The sequence below is a fragment of the Acinetobacter schindleri genome, assembly GCF_010918895.1.
GTDB lineage: Bacteria > Pseudomonadota > Gammaproteobacteria > Pseudomonadales > Moraxellaceae > Acinetobacter > Acinetobacter schindleri.
On the sequence record NZ_CP044483.1, the window covers coordinates 2348854 to 2370884 of the forward strand.

A 22031-nucleotide genomic window follows, 5' to 3' on the forward strand; every position below is an offset into this window, starting at 1 on the left:
TTTCTTGATTCAAGGAAGGCATTTTTTTGGTTTTTGGTTTAAACAAGATTCGAAAATAAGGGTTAAAACCTGATGCATATTGCCATCATCGGTGCAGGGATTAATGGACTCATGACTGCACTGGAGTTGATTGAACAGGGCTGTTCAGTAACGATTCTGGATCAGCAGCAGGCAGGAAAAGCTGCCTCCTGGGCCGGTGGCGGTATTCTTTCCCCGATGTATCCATGGCGTTATCCTCAGGCAGTCAATGCCTTGGCCAAATATGCCAAACCGCTATATCAGGCCTGGAATAACAAATTAAAACCAGTTACTGGCATTGATTTTGAAATTCATGAAACCGGCATGCTGATCTTTGATGAAGAAGATTTCGACATTGGCTATCACTATGCTGAACGACATCATGAGCCGATGCAGCAAGCGCTTTATATCGAGCAGGAACAGATTGAGCAGATTAATCCGCAGGTTTCATCCGAATTTAAACATGCTTTGTACTTCCCCCACATCGCCAATGTGCGTAACCCTCGCTTACTCCAATCCATTATTCATTATTTAAAACAGCATCCCCACGTGAGCTGGCTAGAACATACACCAGTTCGGAAAATAAAAATTGGTAATGCACAAATTGATGCGGTGCAAACTGAACAGGGCGACTGGATTGCAGCAGATCAGTTTGTCTTCAGCACCGGCGCATGGTCAGCACAATGGTCGCTGCAGCTAACAAGAGATGTCCCAGTGCATCCTGTCCAGGGGCAGATGGTGTTGTTTAAAACGCCAGACCACTGGCTGCCGACCATGTGTATGAATCAGGTCATGTACCTGATTCCACGTCAGGATGGACATATTGTTTGTGGTTCCAGCATGCGCGAAGTTGGTTTTAATACCACGCCTGCTGTCGAGATTCGTCAGAAAATTCTGGATGCCAGTTTTGAGATGGTTCCAGAACTGGCTGAATTCCCGATTGTCCAGGAATGGGCTGGCTTACGTCCCGGCTCACCACAAGGCATTCCTTATATAGGTCAACTGCCAAATTTGAAAAATGGCTGGGCCAATTTTGGCCATTTCCGCAATGGCTTATGCATGGCGCCTGCCTCCGCTATTTTGCTCAGACAGCTGATGCTCGGACAATCGACTTTAGTGGATTCCCAACCCTATGCACCGGATCAGTTACAGCTTTTAACTGCGCTTGCCCACTAGATCTGTGAGTGCTTCCTTGATGCTTGGAAACTCAAATTCAAAGCCGGCATCTTGCAGTGCTTTAGGCTGGACATACTGACCATTCAAAATCAGTTGTGACTGCTCACCCAACATCCACTGCATAATGCTGCCAGGTAAAGAGAATAGCGGTTTACGTTTCAGTAGCTCTGCTGCTGTCTGGCTAAAACGCAGCTGGCTGGTTTTCTCAGGCGCAACTACATTAAAGATGTGAGCGTTGCTTTTTTCATGCAGCAGAAAATCCATCACGTTAAGCAGATCCTGGATATGCACCCAGGCGAATGGCTGCCGACCACTCCCGATTCGACCCACCAGATTCATTTTGATTGGCATCAGCATTTGTGGCAAGATGCCACCTTTTCTGCCCAGCACCACACCAAAACGCATAATCTTGGTATTCTGATCAGTATAGGATAAGGCTAGCTGCTCCCACTGTGCACAAAGCTGAGACATGAAAATCTGTTGGGGTGCAGCTTCTTCCGTATACACCTGTTGCCATTGTTCTTGAGGATCAATACCGTAATAACCCACGGCAGATGTAGACAAAATACATTTCGGGAAAATCTGATTCTTTTTTAAAAATTCATAGAGTTGACGGGTCGTGTCTAATCGGCTCTGTAAGAGAATATCTTTACGCTCGGCAGTCCAGCGCTCTGCACCGATATTTTCACCCGCCAGATTAATGACATAATCAATCTGACGGGTACGCAGTTCATCAAAATCATTGATCCAGTGAAAATCTGGATGCATTTCCAGGCGATGGTGTTCACGCGTCAGGCCAATGACATGACAATCTAGTCCAAGAAAGTGTTTGACCGCATATTGGCCAATAAAACCACTAGCTCCGGTAATGAGTACGACAGGCTTATGCATTGTTATTCAGTCGCTGTTTTTCTTAGGTCCCAAACATTGTACTGAACTGGCCAATCTTTGCAGTTATCAAAAAATACCATTCATCGTAATGACTTACAGCAAAAGATATCAAGCCTGAATATTAAGGGGTTTCAGGCTTTTTTTTTAGACTAAAGTTCTAGTCACTTATGTGCAAATAATTTACTGAGAGCTACCAAACATTTTGTTGGCCATGCGCTGAGCCTGATTTCCATAGAACCAGTAAGTCAGCAGATACAATGGAATCGCAATCAACAGGAACATGATCACCACGACACTCATAAACTGCGGTTGTTGAAGATACAGTATGAAATCCTGCCAGGCATTCGGATTGGACCGGGTTGCGACCAGAATTCCCAATAATAAAAATGCCAGGTTATACCCCCAGAAAATCAGGCTGAATCCTAAAGTGATTTTTTTACGTTCGGCTTGTGTCGGTGCCCGACGGTTCTGACGAAGAAATTTAAATAATACCCAGATCATGGCCACCAGATACGGCACCATGGTCAGCACAGCCCCCATTCCCATCGGCATTAGGGCTGCAATCACGCCGCAAATACAGGTCATCACAAAACATATTAAAAAAAACCAGAGAAAATAGCGTTTTAGCGGCGCCATAGCCATCACTCACACAAAAGGATGCAGTCAGTATAAAAAAAAATGAGTTTTTTTTCATTGTATTGTCAACCGATCCTGTAAAGCTGACGTTATATAGGGTACAAGGTCACCAAATTTGTACCGGCATCCACAAATCTGTTTGATCTTTGCTAAAGCAATAAGACTCGTGTGCAGCAGAAAGTTTTGAATAGCAGCCAAAATTTTCTTAAACAGCATACTTTGACCGACGATTTCACCATCACTCGAATCGTCGGTCTTTATTTTTTGGGCTTCTAAATTTTTATTCCTTATTGCTCCAGTTTAAACATAGATAAAAAACAAGAAATTAAATTGCCTTATTAGGGTCAGATAAAAAGTAGTTGCCCAACCCGATACTGGTTTTCTCAGATCGAGCTCACTATACTGATATTTTTCATCCAGACCAAAACGATCATTCCTGCTTCGGAAGTAAGATTTTTGCTGGTTTCATCCATGCTTTTACCCACTTCGGGTGTTTAAACTTTTATAGGCTCAGGGGACATGGCAGTTCATTTTCTACATACATCAGATTGGCATTTGGGGCAATTTTTCCATAATCATGATCGTGAATTTGAACATCGCCAATTTTTGAGCTGGTTGCTGGAACAAATTAAACAAAAACAGCCAAATACCCTGCTAATTGCAGGCGATATCTTTGATGTCATCAATCCGTCCTCCAGCGCTCAGAAACAGCTTTATCAATTTTTAACCAGTGCCCATGCACTGGCACCGCACATGCAAACCCTGATGATTGCCGGCAACCATGATTCCGGTTATCGCATCGAGCAGGTTGAGCCTTTTCTTGCCAAATTCAATGCACGTGCAGTCGGTGTCATCAGCCGCAAGGAAAATAACCAGCTGGATCTGGATCGTCTGATAGTGCCGATTTATAGCCCTGAACAGAAAATTGTAGCCTGGTGCCTGGCCTTGCCTTATCTGCGTAGTGCCGAAATTACCGGACTGAATGAACATACCACCAACAGTCAAAACGCGATTAGCTATCTGCATCAACAACTGATCGCTGAAGCCAAGGCACGTAAACAGCCAGATCAGGCGCTGATTCTGATGTCACATGCGCATATACAAGGCGGAGAAACTTCGGATTCAGAACGTCCGATTGTAGTGGGACATGAAGAAGCCTTATCGACGGCGCTTTTTGAAGATGGTATTGATTATGTCGCGTTAGGGCATTTGCATAAGCCACAGAAAGTCGGTCAGGAACATATCCGCTATAGTGGCTCGCCTATTCCTTTGTCTTTTAGTGAATTGAATTATAAACATCAGGTTGTAGAGGTACGAATTGACCCGATGCAGTCAGATGAACAACGCTTTCAATATGAGCCTCTAATCATTCCACGCACTGTAGATCTGCTCCGGATTCGTGCCGACCTCAATGATCTGATTGACCAAGTCAAGGCCTTGCCGAATGGTGAAATTGATCAGCTGTTTGCACGCCATTTCCTGGAAATTGAATACACTACCACTGCGCCTCCCCCAGTAGATCTCAGACAGCAGATTGAACAGGCTTTGCCGCCAAACCGTTACCGACTGCTACGTATTTCCCGGATTTATCAGCAAGTAGCGGACTCAAGCACGCACATTTCTAAAATTGATCTGGCGCCTCCGACCCCGGAATCCCTGTTCAGCAACCTCTGGGAAAAGATGGGTTATGATCCAGATGACTCGGTAAAGCGTGATTTCCTGCAGCTGCTACATGAAGCCCAGCAAGATATTGATGTGCAGCAGCCATAAGGAAATGCCATGAAAATTTTACGTTTGAGTTTAAATAATCTGGCTTCTCTGGCAGGCACTCATGATATTTGCTTTGATGATAGCCCGTTGGCACATGCCGGCCTGATTGCCATTACCGGTAAAACTGGTGCAGGTAAATCTACCCTGCTGGATGCCATGTGTTTGGCACTGTATAACGAAATTCCACGTTTAAAAGGTGCAACTGGCAGTCTCAAAGATACGGGTGGACAGGATGTTTCCATCAAAGATTCTAAAAATATTCTGCGTCGTGGCACAACCACCGGCTTTAGTGAACTGGAATTTATTGCGCTGGATAGCAAGCGCTATCTTGCCCGTTGGGAAATCCGCCGTGCCCGCAATAAAATTGATGGCAATTTAAAAGTCGACCGTTATATCAAATGCCTTGATGATGACACCACGCTCACCCAAAAAATATCCGAAGTCACGCCACTTATTGAAAAACTGATTGGACTCAGCTTTGAGCAGTTTACCCGTGCTGTCCTACTTGCCCAGTCTGAAGTGGGAGCCTTCTTAAAAGCCAAAGATCATGAACGTGCAGACCTGCTGGAATATCTGACCAATTCACAAATTTTCAGTGTGGTCAGTCAAAAAGCAGCACAAAAATTCAGTGAAGTAAAAAATAAGCGCAGTGATCTGGAAAAGCTGATTGGACATATTGAAACCCTGTCCGAAGAAGATATTAACGCCTTAAAACAGCAACAGACGGCGCTGTCTTTACAATTACAGAATCTTCAGCAATCTGAAAAACTGCTGGAAAATGAGAAAAAATGGCATCTGGACCGACATAAGCTGTATGCCGAAGTCCATGCAAAAAAAGAAGTGTATGATGTCCAGTTGGATGCCATAAATAAATCTGCAGGACAGCAACAATTACTGGAACAGCTGGATGAATTCCAGTCTATCCGTGATCAGTTTATTCAGCATTCCCGTTTAGAACCGAAAAAAATTCAGATTCAGCAACAAGAGGCACAATTCACCCTTGAGTTTGAAACGCTAAAAAAACGCTTTATTGAAGAAGAAACCAAACTAGTAGCCTTGGAGCAACAGCAGCAGAAATTTCAGCAGCATTTAGACCAGATCAAGCCACATCTGGAAGCAGGTTTAAAGCTGGATCATGCTATCCATACGGTATCTGAACAGTATAAAAAACTGAATACGGAGCAAAATCAGTTTCAAACTACTCACCTGCACCCCCTAGAACAGCAGTTAGTACAGCAGCAATTGGCCTTAAGTCATGCTCAGGCTAAACAGCAGCAGATTACTCAGCAGTTAACCCAGTCAGAATTTTTAAGTGTTTTTGATCAGGAGCCGCAAAGCACCCTGCAACGTATGCAGGACTATTTACAGCAGTATCAGCAACTATTGCAAAAAAATCCTGAAAGCCTAAATCAGCCTTTGTCTGCACTGGAAAAAACCGTTACCGAATTATCTGCCAAGCTCAACCACTGGATCCAGCAACATCAAAGTATTGAACAGTTAGACCAGCAACTTAAATCTGTTCAGCAGACCCTCCAACAGCATTATACCGAACAGCTTCAGCTTGATGGGCTAAAGCAACGCTTACGACAGACTCTGCAACAATCTCAAGAGTCAGAGCAGCTACAAACCTCTATAAATACCCAGCAACAGCAGCTGAAATTACTGCAAAATGCTGAACAGACTTTGCAGCAACAGATTCAATCTGAACAACAGGCTTATGAACAGCTAGAGCGGATTTTAGCTCAGCAGCGTTTATTGCATACACAAAGCGTGCAGGAACTGCGTGCCCAATTAAAACCTGATGAACCCTGTATGGTATGCGGCGGTCATGAACATCCTTTTACTCAAGGACAACATGAGCTACTGGACAAAAGCTTATGTCAGCTACAGGAACAGCAATTACAGCAAGCCAGACAACAGCTCGATCAGCTAAGTCAGACCCAGCAGCAGAAACAGATTGAAATCTCAAAGCTGCAAACTGTGATTGAACAGCAACAGCAGCGTTTGCAAGCACTCCAGCAGCAAATTCAGCAGCAACAGATTGAATATACAACGCAGCTGGCGAATTTAGGGGTTATTACTGAGAATGAAAATGACTTAAATCGTTTAACCCACCTTTTGAAAGACCATAGCAATAGTATCGTAAAGCAGACTGAACAGTTGCAACAACAGGAACAGCAGTTACAGCAGCTATTACAGCAATGGCGTCAGCAACAACAACACTTACATCAACTGCAATTGGTTCTGCAACAGCGGACCCAATTGGACCAGCTTATTCAACCCCTAATCAATGTATTGCCTGAGAACTATGCATCTCAGGATCCGATAAAATGGTTATCCACTCTACAACAACAGTTACAACAACGCATGCAGCATTTAAATGTGCAAAAGCAACTGGAATCTGAGCTGCAAGCACAGCAACAAGCAGTTGATAAAACCCAATATCAGCTGCAAGTTGAACAGCAGAATTTTGCGCAACGCCACCAGTCTTTAGAGCAACTTATCCAGCAAGGTAAGGACTTACGCCAGCAACTAGCTGAATTGACCGGGCAACATGCAGGACAAGTATATCGGGTAGCTGCAGAGTGGCAGACGACTTTGGATCAGCAAACCAAAGCTTTGCAACAGCAACTAGACATCCAGCGACAACAAACCAGTCAGGCAGAAAAACAACTGCATCAGGCCAATCTTAAGTTGCAGGATTTTATCACCCAACAAAAGCAGATTGATCAGCAACTTGAACAATATCAGCAGAATATTCAGGCTTGGCAGCAGAACCGTCCACAGGTGACTACGACGCAAATTGAACAATGGCTGCGTATTGATCTCACCAGCCATCAACGTATCCGCCAGGATTTATCCAATCAAAAACAGGCACTGGAAAATGCCAAAACCGCATGGCAGTTACTTGAAGAACAATATCAGGTACATTTAAAACTGCAGCCTGAACATGAATTTGAAGAGATTGAACAAAAACTGGCTGCACTGATACAGGAAAAGACAGCACAACAAGAAACACTGAATGAAACCGATGCCAAACTGCGTATGAATGCCAACAACCAGAGTATGTATGCCAGATACCAGCATCAGATTGAACAGATTAAGGCTGAGGAATATCGTTGGGGTCGGATTTATGACCTGATTGGACATAAAGAAGGTACCAAATTCCAGAAAATTGCCCAGGAACATCATCTGGATATTCTGGTTGAATATGCCAATCAGCAACTCCAGCCTTTGGCTCCACGCTATCAGCTGCACCGTATTCCGAACAGTCTGAGTCTGGCGATTATTGACCTGGATATGAACAGTGAGGTCCGCCCTGTACTTTCGCTGTCCGGTGGGGAAACTTTCCTGGTATCACTCGCCTTAGCCTTGGCCATTGCCAATATGGCGTCTGGCTCGATGAAGCTGGAATCGCTATTTATTGATGAAGGTTTTGGAACGCTTGACCCAGCGTCCTTACATATGGTGATGAATGCTCTCGATCATCTGCAAAGCCAGGGTCGTAAAGTGGTGCTGATCTCGCATATCCAGGAAATGCATGAACGGATTCCAGTCCAGATTCAGGTTAAACCCATTGGCTCTGGTGCCAGCACCATTCAGATTATAGGCTAGCGCTCATGAATATGACTTCACGCAGATTTTCAGCTGAATTCAGTTTACAACTGGAAAGCTTGCGTGGAGTGAGTGCAATTGTGGTGCTATTTAGTCACTGCTTTCAGGCTTTTATCGCCCCTTTTGATTTAACACTGTATTCTTGGGTCCGGCTGCTTGGTCAGGCCGCGGTGATGATGTTCTTTGCTTTAAGTGGCTATCTGATCGGAACCTCTATACAGAATAATATCCAGCAAAATAGCCAGTTTAATCTGTCTCACTATATCCGGCAGCGCTGCCGTAGAATTTTACCGCCTTTCCTGTTTGCCCTCGCTCTGACCTTAACTTTATATATTCTGGCACCTTACTTCTTTAGCTCTCATACACATCAGTTTCAAAACAGTTTTGGCATGATGATTCGTACTAACTATAGTCTGGAGTGGGACAATTTTCTGGGTTCACTGTTCTTTTTAAATGGCTTTGTGACGCCCACTCTATCTGCCAATGCGCCACTATGGAGTTTAAGTTTTGAGGTCTGGTTTTATGTGCTGGCGGGCTTTTTGCCTTTTTTAAAACAATCCGTTATTGCCAAACTCAGTTTTGCTTTAGTGTTAATTACACTTACCGCACTTAATCCCCAATTTCTGATTTATTTGCTTTTATGGCTGACGGCCTTTGCCAGTTCATTTGGTCATATTCAACAGTATGTCTTAAATCATTTGAATTCACTCAAACTGGGCTGCCTGAGCCTGGCTTTTTTCATTGCCTGTAGGGACGCCTATCACTTTCATATGATCGATCAGGTCAAAATTTATCGTGGCAACTATTTTGTACCATTTAACATGTTGATGGGATTGGCTTTTGTCTGCTGGCTGATTCAACTGCAACAAAAACTCAGTCATTATCGACCGGTCTGGGTAAAGTCCGCGAGTTTTTCTTATACCCTCTATGTGACTCATTTTCCTTTACTACTGTTTATTTTGGGCTGCTTTCCACAAAGCCGTGCTTATGGGCTAGGGGGTGCTGTTCTGGCCCTAGTTGCGACTATGCTGGTTTTAGTTCTACTGGCTAGCTTAATGGCAAAATTACTCGAACCACAACAAAGAAAAGCGTTATCCCGCTCAATGCAATAACACTTTTCTTAACAATTCTAAAAACCTGTCTAAAAATATGGATCCGTTAATTCTTTTTAGGACGTGCCCCAAACAAGGCGGTGCCGACCCGCACCATGGTTGAACCTGCCGCAATCGCTTCGGTCATATCCCCTGACATCCCCATGCTTAAAGTATCCCAATCCTCAGCTTTGGCATGTTGCATTTTAACCGCTTCGAATAAAGCCTTGGCATCAGCAAAAGCCGCTGTATTATTTGGCGCCGGAATCACCATCAAACCACGCAGACGCAGTTTTGGTAACTGGCTGATCTGCGCTACGAGATCCGCTACTTCTTCTGGCTGACAGCCATCTTTAGTATGCTGCCCGTCAATATTCACCTGAAGACAAATATTTAGGGGTACTTGATTATCTTCGCGCTGATTAGACAGACGTTCGGCAATGATCAGACGATCTACCCCATGTACCCAGTCAAACTTCTCTGCCAGATGCTTGGTCTTGTTCCGCTGAACATGCCCAATAAAATGCCATTCAATCTCCAGATCCTGCAACTTTTCAATCTTATCCAGCGCTTCCTGCAAATAGTTTTCACCAAAACTGCGCTGTCCGGCTGCATACATTTCCGCCAAGATTTCCGCTGGATGTGTCTTTGAAACAGCCAGCAGCTGCACGGTCTGTTCATCACGACCAGCCTGCTGACATGCAGTATGAATTTGGGCCAATACCTGATCTCGTGCGAGTTGCAACATTTTCATTGACGGAGTTCTCATTTCGTTCATATTTTTTTCCCTTGCCCCCCAACTAAGTGTTGGTTAAGCTGTGGGAAAGCCTTATTATTCTATCAAAATAAATAACATTTAAATGCCTTTGGGGACTTTATGGACATTACAGAATTATTAGCATTTTCTGCTAAAAATGGCGCGTCAGATTTACACTTGTCTGCGGGGATGCCACCACTGATTCGTGTTGATGGTGAAGTTCGTCGTATTAACCTGCCTGCCCTGGAACATAAAGAAGTTCACAAGCTGGTTTACGATATCATGAACGATAAACAGCGCCGTGACTATGAAGAAAATCTAGAAACTGACTTTTCCTTTGAAGTTCCTGGCGTCGCCCGTTTCCGTGTGAACGCATTTAACCAGAACCGCGGTGCCGGTGCCGTATTCCGTACCATTCCCTCTAAAGTTTTAACCATTGAAGATCTGGGCATGGGGCAGATTTTTAAAGATATTTGTGACTATCCGCGTGGTCTGGTACTGGTCACAGGCCCAACCGGTTCAGGTAAATCAACGACGCTGGCAGCGATGCTGGACTATATTAATGATAACCGTTATGACCATATTCTGACCGTCGAAGATCCAATTGAATTTGTACACCAATCCAAAAAATGTCTGATCAACCAGCGTGAAGTGCATCGTGACACGCATGGTTTCAATGAAGCATTACGTTCTGCATTACGTGAAGACCCGGATATTATCCTGGTGGGTGAGATGCGTGACCTTGAAACCATCCGTCTGGCACTCACTGCTGCTGAAACCGGTCACCTGGTGTTTGGCACCCTGCATACGACTTCTGCTGCTAAAACTATTGACCGTGTGATCGACGTATTCCCGGCCGAAGAAAAAGACATGGTTCGTGCCATGCTGTCTGAATCATTACAAGCGGTTGTCTCACAAACCCTGCTCAAGAAAAATGGTGGTGGTCGTGTCGCTGCACATGAAATCATGATCGGTATTCCGGCCATCCGTAACCTGATCCGCGAAAACAAAGTTGCTCAAATGTACTCTGCCATTCAGACCGGTGCCAACTATGGTATGACTACGCTGGATCAGAGCCTGAAAACACTGGTATCTAAAGGCGTGATCAGTCCACAAGTTGCGCGTACTGCTGCTAAACAGCCTGAATCTTTCCTATAAAAAATGTTTTTGATTTTCTCGGGGACGAAGTATGGATTTTAACGGCTTACTCGACTATATGGTGGCGCAAAAGGCATCGGATCTGTTCATTACTGCAGATGTCGAACCTTCAATTAAAGTGAATGGCTCAATTGTGCCGATTGGATCAGTCAAATTACCTGGACCAGCAGTAGGCCAGATTCTGCATTCAATTATGACGGAAAAACAGCGCAAGGAATTTGCCGATACACATGAGTGTAACTTTGCGATTACCAATCCCAGCAAATCAGCACGTTTCCGTGTCAGTGCATTTCAGCAGCGTGATCAGCCGGGTATGGTTCTGCGTCGTATTGAAACCGTCATTCCCACTATGGATGATTTAAAGTTACCGCCAATTCTGAAAGAACTGGCGATGACCAAGCGCGGTATTATCATCTTCGTGGGTGCAACAGGTACCGGTAAATCGACTTCTCTTGCCTCTTTGATTGGTTATCGTAATGAAAATTCCAAAGGTCATATCATTACCATCGAAGACCCGATCGAATTTGTGCACCAGCATAAGGGTTGTATCATCACTCAGCGTGAAGTCGGGATCGACACAGATTCATTTGAAATCGCCCTGAAAAATACCCTGCGTCAGGCACCAGACGTAATTCTGATCGGTGAGATCCGTTCCCGTGAAACCATGGACTATGCTATTGCCTTTGCGGAAACCGGTCACCTGGTATTTGCGACCCTACACGCCAATAACGCCAACCAGGCCATTGACCGGATTATTCACTTCTTTGAAGCAGACCGTCATAACCAGCTGTTTATGGACTTGTCTTTAAACCTCAAAGCGATGGTGGCACAGCAGCTAATCCCAACCATTGATGGTACAGGCCGGCGTGCCGCAATTGAGATCCTGATCAACTCACCTTTAGTTTCAGATCTGATCCGTAAAGGTGATGTGCATGAAATTAAAGACTTGATGAAGCGTTCACGTGAACTTGGAATGCAGACTTTTGACCAGGCACTGTATGACCTGTATAAGGCCAAACAGATCAGCTATAAGGATGCGTTGAAACATGCTGACTCTCCAAACGATCTGCGTCTGCAAATCAAGTTATCCGAAGAAGGTGGTGCACATCTGATGAATGCCGGCAGCAATATTACCTTTGATGGACAATCTTAAGATTAAGTCATCATCCTCATATAAAAAAAACAGGCTTCCTTTGAAGCCTGTTTTTTTTATATCCAAGAACATCTGATGTTATTTTTTACGATAAGCGTCCTGACATTCAGGTTCATCACAGTAACCATACAGATTCAGTGAGTGGCCTGTTAATTCAAAGCCGAATTTTTTCGCAACTTCGTGCTGTTCATGTTCAATCACGTCATTGGTGAATTCAACAACTTTATTGCAGTTTTGACATACCAGGTGATCATGGTGATCATCCTGCATAATTTCAAATACAGAATGATTATTTTCAAAGTGATGACGCTGAATAATGCCCGCTGCTTCAAACTGTGTTAACACACGATATACAGTTGCAAGACCCACATCTTCCCCTTGATCGAGTAAAGTCTTGTAGATATCTTCCGCGCTTAAATGGTGCTGACGTGAGTTTTCTAATAGTTCTAATATTTTAATTCTAGGCAGGGTAACTTTCAGTCCAGCTTTGCGTAAATCTTGATTTGAAATAGGCATGTAAAAAGGTCTCTCAACAAAATTAAAGTTGGAATATGCAACAAAGTTTAGATGCAGTATGATCTATCCTTGGATCAAATGCATCATAATTAATTTGGGATAGTGTAGCAAAATGCAAAAAATCATGTTGACGTTATTCGTCACTTCATTGCTCGTCGGCTGTTCGACCTTAGGTGTGTACAAAGTTGATATTCCTCAAGGAACACCTTTAACTCAAGCACAAGCCTCTAAAATCCAGGTGGGAATGAGCCACCAACAAGTCCGCTTCCTACTTGGCAGCCCAACAGTGACAGATCCTTTAAATCCATTACGCTGGGACTACATCTACAATTATACCCCAGGAACCTATGCTAAAAAAGCCAACATTCCTGCTGCACGTGGTCAGCACTTAAAAATCTACTTCAATCCAAACGGTATTGTAGAGCGCATTGAAGGTCTAGAAACCATTCCAGCGTCACAACCCGGTTTACCTGGTTCAAAAGAAGCGATTCTGACAGCGCCACCACTATAATCGCTTTTCCATAAAAAAACCCCTGTATTTCTAGGGGTTTTTCTAATTAACTGCATAGGTTTATCAAATTACTGGCATTTTGCCGATTTTATGACGCATTTGATCAACCTCAAGATTGCCACAGCTTGGACCGATTACCTTTATTATAACGTCCTACAGGATTTTGCGCTGCACGTTTACGGCGAATATCCTTAGGATTAATGATCAACGCACGGTAAATTTCTATACGGTCCCCAGCATTCAAAAGCTGTGCATGATCCTGCAAGCGCACGCCAAATATTCCCAGATTCAAAGGTTCAGGCAATTCCACCTGATCGCGGATGCCGCTTGCAGCAATTGCATCCAGTGCAGTCATGCCCTGCTGAAACGGTACTGCAATATGAAACTGTTGCTCAGGGGCAGCATACGCCACCCAAATCAACGCTGACTGATTCATCAGAACCACTGCCCTAACACGGCAATAATGGCCACAACAATCGACACTGGTAATACCACCCGAACTGCAATACGCCAGATATTATAGAACGCCTCTGAACTGAAATTCATTGATTTACGAAGATGACTGATCTTCATGATCCAGCCAGCAAACAAAGCATAGATCAGGCTGATCACCAGCCCCCAAAGGATCAGCAGGTTATTAAATACCGGTGTGATATTTGGAATCAACCAGACCAGTGTTGCTACCGCCACAATTACCCACTGAATGATGACATTTATCTGACGCTGTTGCAGCTGTTCACGCGCCATCTGTAACATCAGTGCAGCCGCAGCTACAATCGCAGCGATCAAGGCAAATGCAGGAACTTCAGCTTTTACCGCGAAGAAACCAAAAGCAATTACTGCAAGCAGTTGTGCAATCCAGATCGGTAATACTGTTTTGGTCGCTACATCCTGCTGTTTGACAACAGCCAAACTAGACTGCCAGTACAAGCCCATGCCTAAACCGCTGGCCACCAGTGCCAGTACCGTTGCATTGCCCCATTCAGAGAATTGTACCGGAGTTACTTGCCATTCAGGCAATGCTGTACCCATGACATTGGCAAGGACCAAGGATGCAATCACGCCTACAGTGGTAATTCCCACCAGAATTAGACGTGGAACTAAAGACAACAGCAAAGCCGCAATCGCCAATCCAGCCAGAATGACTGGTTGCTGCACTTCAAAATTGGCAATCGATACTACGTTGGAGGCATGATTCAGCATTGCACCCGCAAGAAATGGAATAAACACCACAGCCAGCCAACCGACAACACGCCAGCGCTGTGAACTGTCTGCCTCACGGGTCAGGCTCGACAATGCCTGTAATGCGGTGGTATTGGAACGTTTCGCTAAAGCAATTTCCAGATAACAGACTGGAAGCGCCAGGATCAGCATTGTCGCTAACCACAACATCCAGAAATCAAGCTGACGATCAATCTGAATACCTGTTATTGGTGCGAGGGTCGCAATAATAAGAAAAGATAAACAAAAAGCCATCAGAGGCGATAACCATTTTGACATAGCATTGTCCTGCATGATGCATTCCTATAAAAATCTAGCGCTATTTTGCCTTGCATAGCGGTGAAAATCAAAAACAAAAAGCAAACCACCCGAAGATGATTTGCTGCGCAAAATGATCATTAGACTTTAATTTTTGTTATAGGGAAAAATTACTTTATGAGAAGAAACGAGCGAACCAGTTTTTGCCCTTTTTCTTTTCTTTTTCTTTGATCAGGCCGATCATGTTTTCCTTCACCGCACCCACATAATCCGCGTCATCATGCTGGATATGGTTGATCAGCCATTTAGATAATACTTCATGCAATTCAGCTTCAATCGAATGTCCCATTTCAAAACGGTCACGATACGACTCAATTTTTTTAATGAACAGATCATGCACGCGTTTATGCGGTACACGATATTTATAACCCGCCTCTTCTTGAAGTGATTCTTCAAAAGTGAAATGCGATTGTGTGTAATCAATAATATTTTCTAGAATTTGCTTAACACGCGCACGATTGGTATTGACATCAATTTCGTCGATTTCATTAATGTAATCGAGAATTCGTTTATGCTGATCGTCAATCACATCGATACCAGTATTGTATTCTGGAACCCATTTCATTTTCATTACGACCACCTATAAATATTGAGGATTTATCACATAAATTGAAGCATATAGGGTATTGATTTAAATAAAAATGAAGTGAATTAGTCGGCTTTAGTGATAAAATTACACTTTTAGATTTAAGTATTTGTTATATATAATTAAAATTAATTTATTCTGAGCAAAAAGATCAGATATTAATTAACCAATAAGAGCTATAAGCTATTATTAATCTTTTATTTTTTACATGAATATTAAACAGAAAAGACAGTATTTTTCACTGTCTTTATTAGCTTCGAGATCAGTACTGATCTGCACGTGTCACCCGTTTGAGCGAAGGGTCCAGTCGCTCACGTTCCAGACGTTCTACATAGGTGAGTTGAGAACGCACTTTTGCTCCATGCTGGAACAGAATCATCTCACCAGGTTGGAAAGCCGTCCATTCCTCATTCTGGGTCAATGGTTCCGTGGTAATCACAGCGACACGGTCCTCGGGAGTGGTCACTTGGCTAAAATCGACTTCTACCTCAATATCAATGAGTTGTGCAGGCTTAAATGGATATTCACGCACCAGCCAATGTAGTTTGGTAATGGCATAGGTAAACAGCGCCTGACCGTTGGACAAACAAAAATTAAAAGTACCATGCTCGGCAATGGATGGCGAAATCTCGGTCAGCAGATCAAAGATCTGATCCTGTTTTGGCTCATGATAACCAAAGCGCTTTACTAACTGATCAAGCAGATAACAGAAAGCACGTTCACTGTCGGTATTACCGACTGGCGTAAAACGGCCTGAGAGCTCTGGAAAAAAATTATGCAGGTCACCATTATGCGCGAAGATCCACTGACGTCCCCACAACTCGCGACTAAAAGGATGCGAATTTTCCAGATTGATTTTACCCTGAGTCGCCTTACGGATATGTGCGATTACATTACGTGATTTGATTGGGTAATTGCGAATCAGCTCGGCAATCGGTGATTCAACCGCAGACTGGTTATCGACAAATAAGCGGCAGGCTTTATCTTCAAAGAAAGCGATCCCAAAACCATCGGCATGATCTGAAGTAATCCCTGCGCGCTGTGAAAAGCCTCGAAATGAAAAGGTAATATCTGTCGGTGTCGCACAATTCATTCCAAGCAGCTGGCACATAATCTTCATTCAGGTATCGGAGTATTTATGCAGTTATTGTGCATGAGTCCCTGGGGCTTTTCAAATCTTGATCCATGCAATCTTATGCGCCAAAAATGCTAAAGAATGCTTTTTTATGCTTTATTTTAAAAAAGATAAATCTGGTTCAAGCTGTTTTTTCAAGACAACAGGGTTCTGCTAAAGAAAAATTATGATGATTTCAGAAGACAAGAGCTAAAAATAAAAGACATAAAAAAGAGTCCCGATTGAGACTCTTTTTTATCATTGAATCATTTAAATTAATGATGGCCTGACTTTACACGGTTGGTAATCAAGGTACCAACACCATGATCAGTAAAAATTTCTAGCAGGCTGGCATGCGGTACACGACCATCCACAATATGTGCACTGATGACACCACCTTTCACAGCATCGAGTGCACAACCCACTTTCGGAATCATTCCGCCATAGATCACACCTGTTTCAATCAGGCGATCAACTTCCTGAGTGGTCAGGCCAGTCAGCAGATTTTTATTTTCGTCTAGTACACCGCTAATATTGGTCAGCAGAATCAGTTTTTCTGCACCCAAGGCTTCAGCCACTTTACCTGCAACCAGATCGGCATTGATATTGTAAGTATTGCCTTCCTCATCCACACCCAGCGGTGCAATCACAGGAATAAAATCGCTATTGGTAAACATTTCCAGTACATCAGTTTTGACACCAACTACTTCACCCACCAGCCCCAAATCAATTTTCTGGATCGAGCCATCTTCTGCTGTTTTTTCCATCAGCAGTTTTTGTGCACGGATCAGGTTACCGTCTTTACCGGTCAGACCAATGGCACGTCCACCATGTTTGTTGATCAGATTAACGATCGATTTGTTTACGCTCCCGCCAAGCACCATTTCAACGATTTCCATGGTTGCAGGATCAGTAACACGCATGCCATCAATACGTTCAGATTCACGGCCCAGCTGTTTCAGCATAGAATCGACTTGAGGACCGCCACCATGTACCACGATCGGATTCAGACCTACAGTTTTCAGTAACACGATGTCACGAGCAAATGAACTTTCCAGCTCAGGATCGGTCATTGCGTTACCGCCATATTTCACCACTAGGGTTTTACCCGCAAAGCGTTGAATATACGGCAAAGCTTCAGTCAGAATTTGTGCTTTGTCGATGCCTGTCTGTTGATTTGGCATTCGCCTCTCCTTATTGAGCATCTAAAATGTCTTGGGCGATCGCTGGATAGCGGTCACGTAACATCGAAACGAACAGGTAACGAATTTCATTCAGGCGGCTCTGATTTTCCGCATCAAAACGCACTGTGAAGTATTCACCTGTATTGGATGCTCGAATGATGCCAAAACCATCATCAAAATCAAGACGTATACCGTCAATTTTACTAATTTGCGCGTTTAATTTACGTGATTGTGCTTCAACAAAGTCAAGTAATTCTAGTGGCTTAATCTGATGCGTCGAAACATACAGGTCCTCAGTACCCGTACGTTTTGGATAACGTGTCAGTGCTTCTGCCAGTGTCTGTCCAGTTTGATCCAGATACTCCATGACTCTGAGTGCCGCATAAATACCATCATCATAACCGCCGCCACGTCCATCATTGAAGACATAGTGCCCAGCATATTCACCACCGAAAATCGCCTGTCCTTGAGAATTCGCCAGATACTTCCGCAGGAAAGAACTTCCTGTGCGGATCATGACCGGCTTAGCGCCCAGCGCTTGTACCGTATTACGAACCAGGGTAGAACATTTCACATCAAAGACAAATTCTTTATCAACCGTATCTTTCAGACAAATTTCCGCACATAGGCATAACAACTGATCAGCCGTAATAACCTGCCCATCTGCATCGATGAGTACCAGCCGATCACCATCGCCATCCAAGGCAATTCCGAGATCGGCTCTTGTCTCTAAAACTTTTGCTTTTAACAGCTGTAAATGAGCTTCCTGAGACGGATCCGGTGCATGATCGGGAAAATGACCGTTCGCTTCAGTTCTTATTGTCGTCAGATCACAACCAAGCTTGCTCAATACCAGAGCCGCACAACGCCCCGCTGAACCATTCAGCCCATCCAGTACGACCCGATAACGGCGTTTCAGTTGAATATCATTGAGAATGGACTGCTGATATTTGAGACAATATTCTGGAATAATCTTATGCTCAATCCAGTCTATCTGTTGTAGTTGATCTGAATAATATTTTTGAGCTTCCTGCCCTACCTCCTGAATCATTTCAGGACATGGGGGCTGATTGTTAATCAACCACTTGATGCCATTATCTTCTCGTGGATTATGGCTTGCAGTAATCATGATACCGTTGCCACCAAATTCACGTGACGTGTAATACAGCATCGGACTAGAACAGCAGCCGATAATGTGCGCTTCAATCGCATACAGGCTTAAGGTGCGCTGGATAATATGGGCATAGGTTGGACTGGATAGCCTTGCATCATAACCAATCGCGACACGTGTCTGTCCCGCAGACTGATACTGCTGGGCCAGGCCATGTGCAATGGCATTTACCATGCTGACATTGAGTAAACTAACCTTACCGCGAATGTCATAAGCACGAAAGATTTGCATGGGGAATGGATGATGCATAAATCCCATAGATCGTAATTTCACTGCTAAATAGGAGAATATAAGTTCAGAAATCAGGTGTCATCACCATGATGTGAAACTTTAGTTTTTGTTCTAGGACCCTGTACTTTTAGCTGATTTCAGATAAATAATCAATTTAAAAAATATAACGAATGGATAAATGCCAGCTGAAAAACGGGATAAATCTTATTCTATCAACCATTAAAAAAGCCCACATTTTATTGAATGTAGGCTTTTTGAATTAGTTCTTGCCAGTATGACCGAAGCCACCTGCACCACGCTCAGTGGCTTCGAATTCATTCACAATATCGAATTGTGCTTGCACCACTGGGACGAGGACATACTGCGCCAGACGCTCACCTGGTTCCAGGCTAAATGCAGTCTGGCTACGATTCCATACCGAAACCATGAGTTCACCTTGGTAATCTGAATCGATCAGACCTACCAGATTACCCAATACGATGCCATGTTTATGACCTAGACCAGAACGTGGCAGGATCAGGCCCGCAAATGCAGGATCTTCAATATAAATAGCCAGACCAGTTTTCACGAGCACTGTTTGACCTGGTTCAATTACTGTAGTTTCGTTTACACATGCACGAAGGTCGAGTCCTGCAGAACCTGTAGTTGCATAATTTGGCATTGGCCATTCATTGCCAAGGCGTGCATCAAGGACTTTCACCTGTACTTTCATCATTTTATTCCTGTAGAAAAATACCAATAGATTAATTACTTAAATTTTAACGCTTAATCAGTGCACGTAAATTATCCAGATAATGCTGTGCCTGCTGTTTCGGGTCGATATTGCCAGCCAGCTTTTTCTTGCGGCCTAACCATTCCAGCTCATCTTCTGGCAATTCATCCAGGAAGCGGCTTGGCGTCATCTGCTTCATCTGACCACCAGCCTTACGCTGCTCAGCCAAGGTAATCGTCAAGCCCTGACGCGCACGGGTAATGCCCACATACATCAGACGGCGTTCTTCCTCGACCGTTTCTGCTGCGATCGAGTTTTTGTGTGGCAGAATCTCTTCTTCCAGACCAATCAGATAAACATAAGGGAATTCCAGACCTTTAGATGCATGTAGCGTCAACAGATTCACCTTATCGGTATCTTCTGCTTCCTGCTGCTGTTCCAGCATATCCAGCAGCACCATCTTACGGATCACGCTTTCGATATTCTTTTCATCCACATCTTCAGCACGGTTAATCAGGCTCTGAATACTGCTATACAGCACTTCAATATTGTCGAGCTTGGTTTTTTCCTGTGCCGGAGTTGCGGCTGATTCCTTGATGTAGTCGATATAGCCGGCTTCTACCATCATCTGGCGGATAATCGGTACTGGCTCATCATCATCCAGTAGATTGCGGGTAAAGTTATTGATGAAGTCAGCAAACTCAGCCAGCTGAGTGGTGGCTTTCTTTGGCATTGCTATGGTCAGACGCTGGTCAGCTGCCGCGGCCAAAAGCGACAGATTGTTTTCTTGCGCAAACAGACCCAATTTTTCCAGCGTCACTGGTCCGATGGCACGTTTCGGTGTATTGATAATACGTAGGAAGGCACTGTCATCTTCTGGATTAATGATCAGACGCAGGTAACTCATGACATCTTTGATTTCGGCGCGCGCGAAGAAAGACTGACCACCAGAGAGCTTGTAAGGAATCTGCATCTGACGCAGCTGGGTTTCCAGAATACGTGCCTGGAAATTCCCGCGGTACAAAATTGCGTAGTCTTTCCAGTTTTTACCATTCATCAGCTTGTGCGTGATGAGATCTTTGACTACGCGTTCAGCTTCATCATCATCATTACGGCAAGTGATGACACGGATCACTTCACCATGGCCTTTGTCTGACCAGAGTTTTTTATTGAAGATATGCGGATTATTGCCAATAACGGTATTCGCCGCTTTCAAAATACGGCTGGTCGAACGGTAGTTCTGTTCCAGCTTGATAACTTTCAGATTCGGGAAGTCCTGCTGTAACAACGCCATGTTTTCCGGTTTAGCCCCACGCCAGGCATAGATTGACTGGTCATCATCACCTACTGCAGTAAACTGGCCCATTACGCCGACCAGCAACTTCACCAGAATATACTGGGCGGTGTTGGTATCCTGATATTCATCCACCAACAAATAACGCACACGGTTCTGCCATTTGTCACGCACTTCAGCGTTTTCCTGTAACAAACGCGTTGGCATCACAATCAGGTCATCGAAGTCAACGGCGTTATAGGCACGCAAGTTACGTTCATACAATTGATACAAATGTGCAAACTGGACATCTTCCGGCGTCTCACACGTGGTATGGGCTTGCTCTGGTGGAATCAGATCGTTTTTCCAGTCGGAAATCATCTTCATCGCTTTTGCGATCAATTCCTTGCTTTCTGCCCCGGACAAGTTATCGCGATGCATCAGGTCCATCAGAATACGTTTACAGTCATCCGCATCCAGAATCGAGAAATTATTTTTCAGCGGTGTATGTTTTAGCTCTAAACGTAATAGATTCAGACCAAAGGTATGGAACGTCGATACTGATAAGCCTTTGCCTTCTTCACGTGTGAGTAACTTACTTACTCGCTCTTTCATTTCACGTGCGGCTTTGTTAGTAAAGGTCATGGCCGTAATACGATGTGCCGGAATGCCGCAATGCTTGACCAAGTAGGCGATTTTTCTTGTGATTACTGAAGTCTTACCTGAACCCGCACCGGCAAGCACTAACAAGGGTCCTTGAGTATATTTCATGGCTTCAAGTTGCTTGTCATTTAACTGACTGGCGAGTGACATAGTGCTTCCTCTTCTAGATTCGGCTCCGATTATAGTCGGCTCAAGCTCAGTTGCCTAATTGAAAATTCATTTTCCTGCGTCATACTTCAGACATAAAAAAACCACCCGAAGGTGGT

19 protein-coding genes are annotated in these 22031 nt (G+C 44.1%); 7 read left to right on the top strand and 12 right to left on the bottom strand.

The window, feature by feature from the left end; all coding sequences use genetic code 11:
* Positions 1 to 72: 72 nt before the first annotated feature.
* A complete protein-coding gene (gene thiO, locus FSC11_RS11250; RefSeq protein ID WP_163166944.1) occupies positions 73 to 1194 on the top strand; it encodes a glycine oxidase ThiO in 1122 nt (373 codons plus the stop codon).
* Here the strand turns inward: thiO and FSC11_RS11255 are convergent.
* Positions 1174 to 2085, bottom strand: coding sequence for a TIGR01777 family oxidoreductase (locus tag FSC11_RS11255; RefSeq protein WP_163166946.1), 912 nt, complete (start codon positions 2083 to 2085; stop codon positions 1174 to 1176). The two genes, thiO and FSC11_RS11255, sit on opposite strands and share 21 nt — an antisense overlap.
* Before the next feature lie 180 nt (positions 2086 to 2265).
* The gene (locus FSC11_RS11260) at positions 2266 to 2721 is read right to left on the bottom strand and encodes an ABZJ_00895 family protein (RefSeq protein WP_004893338.1); all 456 of its coding nucleotides are present in this window, start codon (positions 2719 to 2721) and stop codon (positions 2266 to 2268) included.
* A gap of 519 nt (positions 2722 to 3240) precedes the next feature.
* Between FSC11_RS11260 and FSC11_RS11265 the strand changes: the two genes are divergently transcribed.
* From FSC11_RS11265 to FSC11_RS11275, 3 genes are read left to right on the top strand one after another with little or no spacing between them, the layout of a single operon-like run.
* Positions 3241 to 4491, top strand: coding sequence for an exonuclease SbcCD subunit D (locus FSC11_RS11265; RefSeq protein ID WP_163166948.1), 1251 nt, complete (start codon positions 3241 to 3243; stop codon positions 4489 to 4491).
* 9 nt (positions 4492 to 4500) lie between these two features.
* The gene (locus tag FSC11_RS11270; protein WP_163166950.1) at positions 4501 to 8106 is read left to right on the top strand and encodes an AAA family ATPase; all 3606 of its coding nucleotides are present in this window, start codon (positions 4501 to 4503) and stop codon (positions 8104 to 8106) included.
* A gap of 5 nt (positions 8107 to 8111) precedes the next feature.
* Positions 8112 to 9218 (top strand): acyltransferase family protein, encoded by a 1107-nt coding sequence (locus tag FSC11_RS11275; protein WP_163166952.1) that lies wholly within the window; start codon positions 8112 to 8114, stop codon positions 9216 to 9218.
* A 46-nt stretch (positions 9219 to 9264) separates the two neighbouring features.
* Here the strand turns inward: FSC11_RS11275 and FSC11_RS11280 are convergent, their stop codons facing one another.
* Positions 9265 to 9951, bottom strand: coding sequence for a YggS family pyridoxal phosphate-dependent enzyme (locus FSC11_RS11280; protein WP_163167788.1), 687 nt, complete (start codon positions 9949 to 9951; stop codon positions 9265 to 9267).
* 123 nt (positions 9952 to 10074) lie between these two features.
* Between FSC11_RS11280 and FSC11_RS11285 the strand changes: the two genes are divergently transcribed.
* The gene (locus tag FSC11_RS11285; RefSeq protein ID WP_004811122.1) at positions 10075 to 11112 is read left to right on the top strand and encodes a type IV pilus twitching motility protein PilT; all 1038 of its coding nucleotides are present in this window, start codon (positions 10075 to 10077) and stop codon (positions 11110 to 11112) included.
* Positions 11113 to 11143: 31 nt separating this feature from the next.
* Positions 11144 to 12265 (top strand): PilT/PilU family type 4a pilus ATPase, encoded by a 1122-nt coding sequence (locus FSC11_RS11290; protein ID WP_163166954.1) that lies wholly within the window; start codon positions 11144 to 11146, stop codon positions 12263 to 12265.
* Positions 12266 to 12343: 78 nt separating this feature from the next.
* Here the strand turns inward: FSC11_RS11290 and fur are convergent, their stop codons facing one another.
* A complete protein-coding gene (gene fur, locus FSC11_RS11295; protein WP_004811125.1) occupies positions 12344 to 12781 on the bottom strand; it encodes a ferric iron uptake transcriptional regulator in 438 nt (145 codons plus the stop codon).
* Between the two features lie 112 nt (positions 12782 to 12893).
* On the opposite strand from fur, the gene FSC11_RS11300 reads away from it, so the two are divergent.
* Positions 12894 to 13292 carry an outer membrane protein assembly factor BamE gene (locus FSC11_RS11300; protein WP_004811126.1) on the top strand — a complete coding sequence of 133 codons (399 nt, stop codon included), beginning with the start codon at positions 12894 to 12896 and terminating at the stop codon, positions 13290 to 13292.
* A 109-nt stretch (positions 13293 to 13401) separates the two neighbouring features.
* Here the strand turns inward: FSC11_RS11300 and FSC11_RS11305 are convergent, their stop codons facing one another.
* From FSC11_RS11305 to FSC11_RS11340, 8 genes are all read right to left on the bottom strand, one after another.
* Positions 13402 to 13728 carry an RnfH family protein gene (locus tag FSC11_RS11305; RefSeq protein WP_004811128.1) on the bottom strand — a complete coding sequence of 109 codons (327 nt, stop codon included), beginning with the start codon at positions 13726 to 13728 and terminating at the stop codon, positions 13402 to 13404.
* On the bottom strand, positions 13728 to 14807 hold the full coding sequence (locus tag FSC11_RS11310) for an SLC5/6 family protein (RefSeq protein ID WP_163166956.1): 1080 nt from the start codon (positions 14805 to 14807) through the stop codon (positions 13728 to 13730). The genes FSC11_RS11305 and FSC11_RS11310 overlap by 1 nt, the downstream gene beginning before the upstream one ends.
* Before the next feature lie 139 nt (positions 14808 to 14946).
* Positions 14947 to 15402 (bottom strand): bacteriohemerythrin, encoded by a 456-nt coding sequence (locus FSC11_RS11315; protein ID WP_004893331.1) that lies wholly within the window; start codon positions 15400 to 15402, stop codon positions 14947 to 14949.
* Positions 15403 to 15679: 277 nt separating this feature from the next.
* Positions 15680 to 16528: a class II glutamine amidotransferase gene (locus tag FSC11_RS11320; RefSeq protein ID WP_163166958.1), complete on the bottom strand. Its 849-nt coding sequence runs from the start codon at positions 16526 to 16528 to the stop codon at positions 15680 to 15682.
* A gap of 278 nt (positions 16529 to 16806) precedes the next feature.
* Positions 16807 to 17715 carry an acetylglutamate kinase gene (argB, locus tag FSC11_RS11325; RefSeq protein WP_005221120.1) on the bottom strand — a complete coding sequence of 303 codons (909 nt, stop codon included), beginning with the start codon at positions 17713 to 17715 and terminating at the stop codon, positions 16807 to 16809.
* A 10-nt stretch (positions 17716 to 17725) separates the two neighbouring features.
* Positions 17726 to 19144 carry a phosphomannomutase/phosphoglucomutase gene (locus tag FSC11_RS11330; protein WP_163166960.1) on the bottom strand — a complete coding sequence of 473 codons (1419 nt, stop codon included), beginning with the start codon at positions 19142 to 19144 and terminating at the stop codon, positions 17726 to 17728.
* 232 nt (positions 19145 to 19376) lie between these two features.
* On the bottom strand, positions 19377 to 19829 hold the full coding sequence (dut, locus tag FSC11_RS11335) for a dUTP diphosphatase (protein WP_008305534.1): 453 nt from the start codon (positions 19827 to 19829) through the stop codon (positions 19377 to 19379).
* Between the two features lie 46 nt (positions 19830 to 19875).
* Positions 19876 to 21915 carry a UvrD-helicase domain-containing protein gene (locus FSC11_RS11340; protein ID WP_163166962.1) on the bottom strand — a complete coding sequence of 680 codons (2040 nt, stop codon included), beginning with the start codon at positions 21913 to 21915 and terminating at the stop codon, positions 19876 to 19878.
* Positions 21916 to 22031 lie beyond the last annotated feature (116 nt).